This window comes from Mesotoga sp. Brook.08.105.5.1 (assembly GCF_002752635.1).
GTDB lineage: Bacteria > Thermotogota > Thermotogae > Petrotogales > Kosmotogaceae > Mesotoga.
In genome coordinates this window covers 54,563-67,195 of record NZ_AYTW01000004.1, presented here as the reverse complement: position 1 = coordinate 67,195, position 12,633 = coordinate 54,563, and the positions used below count along the sequence as shown (strand labels likewise).

Sequence of the window (12,633 nt, the reverse complement as noted above, 5' to 3'; positions counted from 1 at the left end):
AGCTATTCAGGAGGGGAAAATGAAAATAGGCATTATTGGTGTTGGCAACATAGGTGGTATTTTTGCGAACAGACTGCTTCACGAGCTGCATGACCTTGAGAAGCTTTACTTGCTGGACAGAAATCTCGACAGACTCTCCGGTCTTTCTGCCGAAAGTGAAAAAGTGGTAATCGCAAAGAGTCCAGATGAAGTTCTTTCCAATTGCACCCACGTGATCATTTCGGTGAAACCTCAAGACTGTGGGGAGCTATTCCTGGAGATAATTAACGGAAAGAACGACGGTCCGGTGGTTATCAGTACTATCACCGGGATAGAAATCAAGGTCATTTCGAAGAATACAGGACTGGAGAAGATTGCAAGGATCATGCCAAATGTTCCGAGCGCTATCGGACGAGGGATGACGGGATTCGTCTGCTCGACTTCTTTGACCGGAAGGGAGAAGAGAGAAGTGGAGAGAATTCTTCTTACGATGGGCGACATAGTTGAGGTCCGTGAAAAGGACCTCGCAGCTGTAACGGCTTTGAGTGGAAGCGGTCCTGCATTCGTCTTCGTGATAGTGGAATCGCTGATCGATGTTGGTTTGAAGATGGGCCTTTCCTATGATGTCGCTAGAGAGCTAATTTTAGGAACTCTCGGAGGGTCTGTTGAACTCCTCAAAGTTAAAGGCAATCACCCGGGCGAATTCAGACATCTAGTAACTTCCCCAGGAGGAACAACCATCGAGGGAATTTACTCCTTGGAAAGGGAAGGACTTAGGGGAACCATAATGAAAGCGTTGTTTGACACTTACCTAAGAGCAAGAGAGATAAATTCCGAACTGGAGGTGACCGAAGATGGATCTGCTAAGTAAGGGAGAGAGAGTTAGGAATGCCTCCAGAAAACTCAGGCTGATCACCACACAAGAGAAGAACGCTGCAATTTCCATGATTGCTAAAGAGATTGAATTGCATAAGGATGTGATTCTCAGAGCAAATGCTGTCGATGTCTCCAACGCCAGAGAGAAAGGAACGAAGGAATCGCTGATAGACAGGCTAGCGCTTTCTGAAAGTAGAATACAAGCCATGGTTCAGGCTTGTCGCGAAGTTATAGTGCTGCCTGACCCGGTAGGCGAAATAGAGAGTACGCGGCTACAGAAAGACGGCCTTCGAATTTCGAAGGAAAGAGTGCCGATAGGAGCCATCGGAATGATATTCGAGTCAAGGCCCAATGTAACTGTTGATGCATCGATCCTTGCCATAAAATCGGGAAATTCTATCCTTTTGAAGGGAGGAAGCGACGCTATTAACTCGAACAAGGCCATAGTACTGATAATGAAGAAAGCACTTTCTCTGGCCGGGCTTCCGGATGGTTCCATTGAGTTGGTTGAAGATACTTCACGCGAAGTAGTGAAAGAGATGTTGGAGATGAACCAGTACCTTTCTCTTATAATCCCAAGAGGTGGCGCTGCTCTCATCAAGTTCGTTGTTGACAATTCCAGAATCCCGGTTATAGAAACCGGTACTGGTAATTGTCACATCTTCGTCGATTATAGTGCTGATTTGGAAAAATCGGTTTCGATTGTCGATAATGCGAAGACTCAGAGGCCAGGCACCTGCAATGCAGTCGAGACATTACTTGTCCACAGAATGATTGCGGCCGAGTTTATTCCTCGGGTCGCCAGTGTTCTTACCGCAAAGGGAGTAGAGCTCAGAGGTTGCGCAGAATCGATAAAACACTGGAAAATGAATCCTGCGACCGAAGAGGACTACTTCGATGAGTTTCTCGATCTAATACTTGCAATAAAGGTCGTAGAGAACGTAGAAGAAGCTATACAGCACATTGAGAAGTACTCATCGGGACATTCGGAATCGATACTAACAAATGACTACTGCAACTCCAGGCAATTCCTTAGATGCGTAGATTCTGCTGTTGTCTACGTAAACGCTTCAACAAGATTTACGGACGGTGGAGAGTTTGGGTTCGGGAGTGAAATAGGTATCAGCACCCAGAAGCTACATGCACGCGGTCCGTTTGGCCTGAAGGAACTTACAAGCTACAAGTATACGATACTAGGGGATTACCAGGTGAGAAAGTAATGTCAAGAATCGTGTTGAAAGTCGGATCAAACCTCCTGGTAAAAAGAGATGGCGAGATCGACAAGAAGTACATAACAGAGCTAGCAAGGGAAATAGCTATTCTGAAGTCGTCAGGTAATCAGGTTGTTCTTGTCTCTTCAGGGGCTAAAGCAGCGGGCTTCGGTTATCTTGAAGGGAGAAGAACATCTAGCGATTTGTACATGAAGCAGGCTCTTTGTGCTGCGGGTCAGGTTCAGCTAATGAAACTATACGAAAACGTGTTTGATCTTTTTGGCGAGAGAATAGCTCAGATCCTGGTCAACAGAGACGATTTTGGAGACAGGAAGCGATTTCTTAACCTGCGGAATACTCTTATAGGGCTGATAGAATTGGGTCTGATCCCTGTAGTGAATGAGAACGACACAACATCTACCGAAGAGATAATGTTTGGAGACAATGACATTCTCGCCTCGATGTTTGCAATAGGATGGCAGGCCGATCTTCTGATACTGATGTCCACTGTAGAGGGAATCGTAGACGAAAACGGTGAAGTGATTTCGGTGTTTGATACATCTAGGAGACTAAAGAACATAGAGAACTCCTCGTGGGGTACAGGAGGCATTAAGACCAAAATAAGAGCTGGACGGGCCGCATCTGCAAGCGGTATTAGAAGCTGCATCTGTAATGGGAGAGACTTGAATAACATAGAGAGATTTGCAAAGGGTGATGACATTGGAACCGTATTTCCCTCGATAGAATCGCCAGGTGCCCGGAAAACGTGGATTGGATTTCTCTCTACTCCGAAAGGGAGTATTAAGATCAACCGAGGCGCAGAAGGCGCAATTGCAAGAGGAAAGAGTCTCTTGGCCATAGGCGTGGAAGAAGTATCTGGAGACTTTTCTGAAGGCGAGGTGGTTAGTATACTCTCGGTTGATGGGTCGGAAATTGCGAGGGGAATCTCTAACTTCACCTCGCTTGAAGTCGATAAGATAAGGGGAGTTAGAAGCGACAGGATATCATCGATTCTCGGTCACGACTGCGCAAAAGTTGTGGTCCATATTGATAATTCTTACCGTATCTGATAGCTCTGACTGAGCAAAGATTAGCTGCCTTCTACAGAGGGAAGGAAACCGGGATCAGCGAACTATCACTGTAATAGTAAACCGCCTCATGAAATGCTTGACGACAGCTTTCTAGCTTTGTTTTCCGGTCAAGCCGGTGAGAATCTGTGAGAGACGCTTATTTGGCGCTAAGCCGAGAGCAATTGACTTGTTTCTATTGACATCGTTATATACTCTTACTGAAATAGTCGCTGGAGGTGAGATATGTTTGATTTTCCCGAATATGTTTACTCTGATGTTAGGGTAGAGGAAGTCTCGAATAGCAATATAGTTGTTACTCTAGGAAGAACGGATAACATGAAGGAACAGAAATACGTTGCGGCTTTCATCAGGATTTTCGATGGAGAGAGGTGGTATTTCAGTTCTACTACGGACCTGAACTCTGTTCAAGGTGAGATCTACAGGCTAGCAGATCTTGCTAAAAAGAATCCCTCTATCGAAGCGAACCAGATAGTTCAGAAGTTTCAGGTAAACAAGGGTTCGTTTTTGAGATTCGAGAAATCATCGGATATCTCAACTATACCTCTTAAGGAGAAGCACGATATTCTTTCTACCTATTTTCCCATAGTCGAAGAAAGTGGTCTCGTGAGATTTTGGAGGGGCCAATACATAGACCAGAGAGTTGTCAAGAGCTTCTTCTCAAGCAAGGGAGCAGATTTGAAATTCGATTATCAAAGGGTGGGCTTCAGAATGCTCTATCAAATGGCCGATGGAGAAGAGCAGCTTATGGACAGATTCGACCTTGCCGGTAACGAGTTAGAATCGATCAAAGAACTTGCCGAGGACGTCAGGAAGTCAGTTGAAGCTTCTGAATACTTCATAAGAAACGCAAAGTCTGTGATCCCTGGAAGATATCCGGTGGTTCTTTCTCCAGAGGCGGCAGGTGTGTTTGCGCATGAGAGTTTTGGTCATAAGAGTGAATCAGACTTCATGCTCGGAGACGAGACGATGATGAAAGAGTGGAAAATAGGCAGAAAGGTTGGCAGCGAAATCCTTTCAATAGTAGATGATGGAAATAAACCTGGAGTAGGTAACGTTGTTTTCGATGACGAGGGAACAAAAGCTGAAGAAACTTACTTGATAAAAAACGGTTGTCTTTCAGGGAGGCTTCATAGTGCCGAGACTGCTGCCGCTCTAGACGAGGAGTTGACGGGAAACGCCAGGGCCGTGAGCTTTGAGTTCGAACCTGTGGTTAGAATGACGACTACCTACATCCTGCCGGGAAGGCTCTCCTTTGATGAATTACTTTCAGGTATCAAAGAAGGACTCTATGTCGATTCACTAAACCATGGTTCAGGAATGTCTACATTCACTCTCGCTCCCTGCAGAGCTTATATGATCAGAGATGGAAAGATCGCTGAGCCTGTGAAGATTTCTGTTGTGACGGGAAGTGTTTTCCAGACTCTTAACGAAATAGAGGGACTAACCGAGGAATTCAAGCTTCTGTCATTTGCGCTTGGAGGATGTGGAAAGATGGAACAGTACCCTCTTCCCGTTGGATTCGGCGGACCGTACGTGCGTGTACGTTCGTTGAATGCTCACTAGGAGGTGCTGACTATGACTAAAGAGAGACTTGTCGTTCATTATACAGAGAGTGCTGTGAAGATAGTTCAAACTCGGGTTACTTCAGTAAGAAAGAAAGACATTCTTCGAACTTCAATTCGTCTTTACGATGGTAAGTCAATGGGTGTTGCCGGTGCTTTTGGAAATTGCGATGAGCGAGAGCTCATAAAAAAAGCAAGAGAATCTCTCGAGCTTGGAATTCCTTATGCTTGCGAACCTTGCAAAGAACTAAAGAGAGAAGAACAGCACGAATCAGATCTTCAGAACGAGGCGGAGCTTCTGGAAGCTGCAGAAGATATCCTTGAGAGACTGAGAAGAGATCAGCCACAATTCAGTTTCAGTCATTTATTCAAGTCGGCTAAGGTAGAGTCTTTTCTGGAGAATGATCTCGGTCTTGATCTGAGATCGTCTCGAGAATCTCTCAGCATGGAACTAGTCATAAAGGACAAACAGTCATCTAACATTATCGATGCAATGACAGGATACGAAGGAAGAGAGTTCCGAAAGGATTCGTTTGTAGGACTGACTAATATGATTTGTGATGCATACAAGAACCAGCTCCACGACATAGAAGAAGGAGTATATCCGGTAGCTTTCATGTCGGGCGACATGACGTATTACAAGAAACTCTATGAGTCTTTGAATGGGATGCTGTTTGGTTCTGGCGGATCCCTTTTGTCAGGGAAAGTCGGTGAGAAGATCTTTTCCGATAGAGTCACTCTCTTGCAGACGCGTAACGTCGATGATGGTTTCTTCGAACCGTTTTTTGATCTAGAAGGGACTGTAAATCAGTTGGATAGATTTGCTCTTATTGAGAGCGGAGTGCTAAAGTCGCCATATACGGATAAGAAAACGGCTACAACTTTTAATCTACCTCATACTGGTTCTGCAGGTGGAGAGTACGATGGTTTGCCGGAGCTGGGGATACCGAAGCTTAAATTCGCTGAATCACAGGAAACTGCAAAACAGCTTCTCAAAGGTGAGAAGGCTATCTTCATTCTTATTGCCAGTGGAGGAGACTTCACACAGGACGGGCGCTTTGCAACCCCGGTTCAACTTGCCTTCCTGTTTGATGGAGAGAGGTTTGTCGGAAGGCTCCCCGAGCTGAGTTTGAGTTCTCATATGTATGATATGTTTGGCAAGGACTTTCGCGGGGTCTCAAACGACGATTTTCTGGGAGCGGAGAATTCGAAGATGACGATAATAGATATGAAGGTGAGCAAACTGTAGCGTTTTTCTTCCCAATAGTACTGGAGGTGTGATGTGCGCCCGACAGCAATAGTTGGAGCCGGAATGATGGGAAACGTTCATGCTCGGTCATATAGAACGATAGATGAAACGAGTCCCTTATCGATAGTCGATCCAGTTGGAAGCAGAGCGAAGGTTATCTCCGACAAATATCGAGCAATCGCTGCAAGTTTTGATGAAACCCTTGCAGATGACGAAATAGAAATAGTTGATATCTGCACGCCGACTTTCACCCACAGAGATCTTGTAGTCAGAGCTCTCGAGGCGGGCAAGCATGTCTTCTGTGAAAAGCCGGTAGCACTGAAGATTGAAGACGCCGTGGCAATGGACAAGGCGGCCAAAAAAAAGCGGCAGAGTATTTATGGTGGGCCACGTCGTACGCTTCTTTCCGCAGTATGTTAAGGTTAGAGAACTCGCTTCCTCAGGTGACGTTGGCGAAATCGTAATGGCTAGACTTTACAGAGGAGGATCCTTTCCCTCGCACGGTATAGATAACTGGTTTGCAGATATCACCAAAAGCGGCGGGGTCTTCATCGATCTCTCCATACACGATTTTGATTTTCTTAGAAAACTGCTTGGCCCGGTGAGAACCGTCGAAGCGAGGTCCGTAGAACTGAGCTCGACAGTGAAAAAGCCTTCTTTCGATCACGGCATGGCGATTCTGAGGTTCGAGTCCGGCGCACTGGCCCACATCGAAGGCAGCTGGGCCGAACCGGCCGACATGCCGGTTGGATTTGGAACATCTTACGAATTCATCGGCACTAAGGGAATGATCACGAACAGCTACGAGAGAGAAACTACGCTTCGCCTTCAAACCTCAATCGACGGCAAGCCCCTATACTCTCAAGAGAATCCGATCTTGAATGATCCATATACCGAGGAGCTGAAATCGTTCATACTATCGATAGAGGAAGGCAAAGAAGTCCCGGTGAGCTGTGAAGAGGCTACAGAATCGTTGAGAGTTGCACTGGCAGCCAACCTGTCGGCGAGACTGTTGAGACCGGTAGAACTCTCGGAGGTGTCGTGAGACGACGAGAATTTCGATTCTTGGAATAGCTCACATGCATGGCTACAGCTACGTAAAAGCGTTAAAGGGGAAAAGAGATGTTGAGATTGTTGGGATATATGACCACGACAGGTCAAGGATGGCAAGAGCGAGCACTACTCTTGAGGTTAAATCGTACGACCACCCCGAAGAGCTTGTAGCTGCAAGTGACGGAGTAATAGTTGCAAGCGAGAACTCAACTCACAGAGAGTTCGTGGAAATCGCTGCACGATGTGGAAAACATGTATTGTGCGAAAAGCCGATTGCCACATCTGTTGAAGATGCCGAGGCTATGATAGACATTTGTCATATAAATAACGTTAGGCTTCAGATGGCTTTTCCGGTGAGATATAGTGCCTCCGTAAGAAAGGCCAAAGAGTTGATCAAGAATGGTCTTTTGGGTGAAATCGTCAGCCTTGTTGGAACTAACCACGGGAGAATGCCTGGAGGCTGGTTCGTAGATCCCGAACTTAGCGGTGGCGGCGCTGTCATGGACCACACCGTTCACGTTGTTGACACCGTAAGATGGCTCCTCGACTGCGAGTTCAAACAGGTTTACGCCGTATATGACACCCTGATTCACGATACACGTGTCGAAGACTGCGGACTGGAGATGTTCAGACTTTCAACGGGCCAGTACATGACGCTTGACTGCAGCTGGTCGAGACCGAGAATCCATCCTTACTGGGGTGATGTGACTATACACATTGTGGGAACCAGAGGTACTCTCTTTCTGGATATCTTCAACTCTAAGATTGAAGTAAGTTCCAGCGAGAAAGGAAATCGCTGGGAAAACTACGGAGATGATCTCGATCTGCTTTTGACGAGAGAGTTTCTTGAAGTGATTCATTCTGGGAAGGAACCTTTTACTAATGGAGAAGACGGGTTGAGAGCTCTTGAAGTGGTCTCTGCTGCCTACAGGAGCTTTCGGGAAGGAAGGGAGATCGAGATTGTTTGATTCGATCTTCTTTTTTCGCCTTGCTTATTCATAAGGCGTATAATCTAGGTGATATGATAACAGTCATGAGGTGAGTTGTTTGGAGCAGCAGTATGACCGTAGAAAACTTGAACAGGAGTTTGACAGCCTTCCCGAAGCTTCGCCTATAGCAGATATCGACCCATTCAAGGGAGACATAATCGCAATGGTGGGAGCTCTTGCTCTTGATTTTCTTGAGCTTGGAGCGGATGACGTTCTGCTAGATATTGGAACCGGGCGAGGGAGGTGGGCCGTGGCAGCCAGTCCGTACTGCAAAAAAGTAATAGGTATAGACATAAGTAAAAGGATGCTCGAAGACGCAAGAATGAACGTTGCAAGCGCGGGAGCAGAGAACGTAGAGTTCTTTAGAGGATCTTTTGAGGACCCGTGTGAAGAGACTGATATTTCGCAAAAGAATGTGAACAAGATAGTCGCTATATACTCTCTTCACCATCTTACTGATTCTATGAAGGCCGAGGCAATCTCAAAGCTTTCAGCGATGCTTAAACGTCCTGGGCGGATTGTTGTCGGCGACATCATGTGGTTCGATGATCCTGGCAAGTACAGGGACGATTGGGATGAAGTCTATTTTGATGACAGCGAGACAGATCATCCGGCGAGCATCTCGTTCATGCGAGAGATCTTTGAAAAATCTGGTGCAGAAGAAATCGAGATTCTTCAAATTCATCCGTTGGTGGGGTTGATATGCGCCTCCTTTTCCTAGCGGTATCTTCAAGATAAGTATATTCTGAAAGTCTTAAAAAGCCTTGAACCGCGAAGCTTTTATGAAAACTGGAGCTTCGCTTTTTTGTGCCAAGTCGAAGAATTCATGCATAAGAGAAGTCTTGATCAATGAATCCGATTTAGGTGGTATCTTATACCCGGATTCTTACCTCATCGCTGCCCACATCATCATCTTTGGAGTTCAGTCACCTTATTCCTGAGTTCCTGAACTAGTAATCGTTATCAATAGACCTGATGTCGCATTTCTGCGCTATTGATTATAAGTCCCCGCAGAGCTTGAGAGACCGCTTGCGGCTCAAAGACCCGCTTGTCAATAAACGCTGCACGCTGAGCGCTGCGAAAAGCCAAGAAGCAAAAATAGAGACTGACCGGTTTCTGTGGTCTATACCATTCTTCGCCTCTTTTGTTCTGTCATTCTGCAGTGATACTATACAGGATCTGCTTTCTCTCCTTGCTTATGGCATCTCGAATATGGTTTTTCTCGAAACGAGCTCTCGGTGTTGGTCCCTCTTAGTCTTGCACTCGTTCCTTCAGAGACACCCTCCGCCAATGCGTAGTCCTCCCTCAAGGGAGGACTTAGGATCTCAGGATCATCAAGAGCCAAATACAGCATGTATTGTCGAGGGCGAAGGAGCATGATATGATTTCTCACTTACTCCCTAACCTATGGGTAGTGATGAGGACATCGTACGGGTGGAAACTTCTGCAACAAGTACTCTATATTTCTATTCCTTCGTCGTTACTTTCGTTCCGTAGACTCCTGCCCCAGGATCGAAACCCCGGTTTCTCGCTATCTCTTCAACGGACTTCTGAAGAACATTCATCATCGGAATTGGGGCAAGCACTTCGTCTAGACCTTCGGAAACATATATGGACTCTACACTCTCTTTCTTTAAATTCGTTAGCGTTATTAGGTCACACTTGTCTGAAATATCTCTGTGTAGCTCCTGCATCAGGTTTTGGGTTACACCTTCCGGATTCATAGTGAGTACAACCGGTCTGTCAATCAACAGATCAACAGGGCCATGCCTGAAGGCTGCTCCTGCGTAGAAAATCAAGCTAATCTTAGCGACTTCGGCAAACATAAGTCTTGCCATGCTGCCAACTCCGATGCCGTATCCTCTTGCGACAAGAATCTTCTCCCTCTTCTCAGAAAGAAGAGTGGCGAGCCAAGACAAATCAAGAGAAATCGCCTCTTCTATTCTTGAAGGCAGTTCAGAGAAATTCAACGATCTTCCCGTCTTTGAAGCAGCAATCAACAACATTAAGACTACGCTGTTTACGAAAGTCTTGGTAGCACCCATAGATCTTTCATTTCCGGCCTCGAGGAGGAAAACCCTTTCACCTGGAAAAAAATTAGCGGCACTGCTCTGTTCATTGTTCGTGATCAATACCATCACTGGAAGTAGTTCCGTGTTATCTTCAATGAACCTCAGCAGCTCAGCGCTTTCACCAGACTGACTGATCAGGAAGATGGTGGAATACAGTTTGAGGAGCTCCCTGGATGAGTAAGATATAAGTTCGGACATTTCAAGACTTGCGGCGTCTACCCCTGATGATTTTAGAAAGGAAGCTGCCGTCTCCGCCGCATGGAGTGAAGCTCCCATCCCTGTAAAAAGTACCCTCTCGAAATTAAGACTCTTCGCCTTCTTCGAGATAATGTCAGAAGAGGAAAGGAGTCTTCTAACGGCATCTGGTTGCTCTAGCATATCCTGCATGAATTTCGACATGTTTATCATCCTTTCATTGTGGGAATTCTCGATCCTAAAGGACTTGATAATAGCTCACCATTAAGAGTTTATCATCACGGAAGAGTGTTTTGACTAATCGGTGGTATTGGTGCCATAATTAGTGCGGAGGTGAAGCTATGTCGTTACTCACAACAAAAGATGGTACCCGGATATATTACGAAGAACATGGAGATGAGAACAGACCATCGCTTGTCATTCTTAACGGGATAATGATGTCCACGCATTCATGGGCAACTTTTCTGACAGATTTCTCCAAGCATTTCAGACTGATACTCATGGATTTCAGGGATCAGGGACGATCCGAAAGGAAGCAGTCACAATACCATATCTCTGTTCACGTGAATGATCTTGTCGATCTACTTGACTTTCTGAATATCTCTAAAGGAAATATAGTAGGTCTCTCTTATGGTGGACAGGTGGCGGAGATGTTTGCAATAAAGTATCCAGAAAGGGTCAAATCATTGGTCCTCGCGAACACCCCTGCAAGAATCACACCTTACCTTGCTGAGTTGGGCGAAGCGTGGAAGGAAGCCGCAATGCTATACGATGGGGAGAGGTTCTTCAAACTTGCAATTCCGTTTATATACTCCGACTTGTTCTATAACAGAAACCTGAACTGGCTGAAAGAAAGGCAGAAGACCTTTAAGTCAACTCTCAATCGGGAATGGTTTGAAGGTTTCATTAGGCTTGTCTCTTCAAATCCTGATTTCAACGTGCTGGATGAGCTTCACAAGATTGAGTGTCCAACGTTACTTCTTGGTGCTGATAAAGACATTATTACTCCAATTGAAGAGATAGAGATGATTCACGAAAACGTAAAAGGCTCCGAGTTTTTGGTTATTAAAGATGCGGGTCACGGAGCTTTCCTCGAAAAGTCAGGAGAATTCATTACGGCTGTAATAGGCTTTGTTCTAAAGAATTGTTAGTAAACAAGACAATGTAGAAGTTATTCATCTTACTTCGACAATAATCCTCGTTAAACGGCTCAAATCGAACTTAGAATCTCAAAGGGTTTAGTGTATTCTAAAAGTGAGAGATGATTCATCTTTCATTTATGAGAGATGAATCACGCCACGCAAAGTGTGAGGGGTGATCTTGGTGAGTTCAGTTCCGGTAATTGGCATAGCGGGAATCGGGACATACATACCCGACAGTTACATGACGCCCGACCAGATAGCTGAGGCGACTGGAATTCCTCGAGACGTGATAGAACTGAAGTTCGGGGTGAAGAGGAGATTGCTTCCAGGACCAGAAGACACAACGAGCAGCATGGGAATAAGAGCCGCAAAGAAAGCTCTCGAAAACTCCGGTACTCATCCCAAAGATGTCGATTTGATAATCTGGAATGGAGCTCAACACAAGGATTATCCTTGCTGGTTGGCCGGATTAAAGGTGGCCGACGAGATTGGGGCAACAAATGCCTGGTCGTTCGATATGGAAGCCATGTGCGGCTCGATGATGGCTGGCATGGATATCGCAAAGAGTATGATGATAGCGCGAGACGACGTGGAAACAGTGCTCCTTGTAAGCGGCTATAGGAATGTTGATCTGATGAATCTCTCCGAGCCCTCTACTTCTTTTATGCTGGATGTTGGAGCAAGCGGAGCGGCAGTAGTCATGAAGAAAGGGTATAACGAAAATGTCGTTCTCTCTTCCGCATTCAAAGGTGACGGCTCCTTTTCCGAACTTTGTGTCGTCCCGGTAGGCGGAACAAAAAAATGGCCGATGAGCAGAGAAGATGTGTCGGAATACCATTTTCGTGTCCAGGGAGACACGGCAGAATTCAAGAAGCGCCTTGGAGAGACGACAATGCCCAACTTCTATTGGGTTATCAGAGAGTCTCTAAGAAAGAGCGGTTATTCAGAAAGAGACATTGACTATCTGGCGATATTGCATTTCAAGAGATCAGCCCATTTTGCTGTTCTTGAGGAACTCGGACTCAAAGAAGAACAGAGCACATACCTCGATGACTATGGCCATCTTGGACAAAATGATCAAATTCTCTCAATTGAATTGGGTTTGAGAGAAGGAAAGATCAAAGACGGTGATGTGATCGTTATGGTCGGCGCCGGATTAGGCTTCGTCTGGGCCGCAACAACCGTAAAATGGGGCAAAGTTTAGGAGGCGCAAA

12 protein-coding genes are annotated in these 12,633 nt (G+C 45.8%); 11 read left to right on the top strand and 1 reads right to left on the bottom strand.

Annotated features, from left to right (window positions below):
• Positions 1–19 precede the first annotated feature (19 nt).
• The 9 genes from proC (at position 20) to V512_RS01345 (ending at position 8,731) form a co-directional block, all read left to right on the top strand.
• Positions 20–850 carry a pyrroline-5-carboxylate reductase gene (gene proC, locus V512_RS01380; protein ID WP_099828673.1) on the top strand — a complete coding sequence of 277 codons (831 nt, stop codon included), beginning with the start codon at positions 20–22 and terminating at the stop codon, positions 848–850.
• Positions 834–2,075 (top strand): glutamate-5-semialdehyde dehydrogenase, encoded by a 1,242-nt coding sequence (locus tag V512_RS01375; protein WP_099828672.1) that lies wholly within the window; start codon positions 834–836, stop codon positions 2,073–2,075. Before proC ends, V512_RS01375 begins: the two co-directional genes overlap by 17 nt.
• Positions 2,075–3,136, top strand: coding sequence for a glutamate 5-kinase (gene proB / locus V512_RS01370; RefSeq protein ID WP_099828671.1), 1,062 nt, complete (start codon positions 2,075–2,077; stop codon positions 3,134–3,136). The genes V512_RS01375 and proB overlap by 1 nt, the downstream gene beginning before the upstream one ends.
• 243 nt (positions 3,137–3,379) lie before the next feature.
• Positions 3,380–4,720 carry a TldD/PmbA family protein gene (locus tag V512_RS01365; protein ID WP_099828670.1) on the top strand — a complete coding sequence of 447 codons (1,341 nt, stop codon included), beginning with the start codon at positions 3,380–3,382 and terminating at the stop codon, positions 4,718–4,720.
• A gap of 12 nt (positions 4,721–4,732) precedes the next feature.
• Positions 4,733–5,968, top strand: a complete 1,236-nt coding sequence (locus V512_RS01360) for a metallopeptidase TldD-related protein (protein WP_099828669.1) — start codon at positions 4,733–4,735, stop codon at positions 5,966–5,968.
• Between the two features lie 33 nt (positions 5,969–6,001).
• Complete coding sequence (locus V512_RS14870) at positions 6,002–6,388, top strand: Gfo/Idh/MocA family oxidoreductase (protein ID WP_243392198.1); 387 nt, start codon at positions 6,002–6,004, stop codon at positions 6,386–6,388.
• Positions 6,351–7,013 carry a Gfo/Idh/MocA family oxidoreductase gene (locus V512_RS01355; protein WP_243392197.1) on the top strand — a complete coding sequence of 221 codons (663 nt, stop codon included), beginning with the start codon at positions 6,351–6,353 and terminating at the stop codon, positions 7,011–7,013. Before V512_RS14870 ends, V512_RS01355 begins: the two co-directional genes overlap by 38 nt.
• Positions 7,014–7,023: 10 nt before the next feature.
• The gene (locus V512_RS01350; protein ID WP_258394193.1) at positions 7,024–7,989 is read left to right on the top strand and encodes a Gfo/Idh/MocA family oxidoreductase; all 966 of its coding nucleotides are present in this window, start codon (positions 7,024–7,026) and stop codon (positions 7,987–7,989) included.
• 79 nt (positions 7,990–8,068) lie between these two features.
• Complete coding sequence (locus V512_RS01345) at positions 8,069–8,731, top strand: class I SAM-dependent methyltransferase (protein WP_099828667.1); 663 nt, start codon at positions 8,069–8,071, stop codon at positions 8,729–8,731.
• Positions 8,732–9,476: 745 nt separating this feature from the next.
• Here V512_RS01345 and V512_RS01340 read toward each other — a convergent pair.
• The gene (locus tag V512_RS01340) at positions 9,477–10,481 is read right to left on the bottom strand and encodes an SIS domain-containing protein (RefSeq protein WP_099828666.1); all 1,005 of its coding nucleotides are present in this window, start codon (positions 10,479–10,481) and stop codon (positions 9,477–9,479) included.
• Between the two features lie 137 nt (positions 10,482–10,618).
• On the opposite strand from V512_RS01340, the gene V512_RS01335 reads away from it, so the two are divergent.
• Together V512_RS01335 and V512_RS01330 are read left to right on the top strand one after the other, a co-directional pair.
• Entirely contained in the window at positions 10,619–11,428 is an 810-nt protein-coding gene (locus V512_RS01335; RefSeq protein ID WP_099828665.1) for an alpha/beta hydrolase, read from the top strand.
• A gap of 172 nt (positions 11,429–11,600) precedes the next feature.
• Positions 11,601–12,623, top strand: a complete 1,023-nt coding sequence (locus V512_RS01330; RefSeq protein WP_099828736.1) for a 3-oxoacyl-ACP synthase — start codon at positions 11,601–11,603, stop codon at positions 12,621–12,623.
• Positions 12,624–12,633 lie beyond the last annotated feature (10 nt).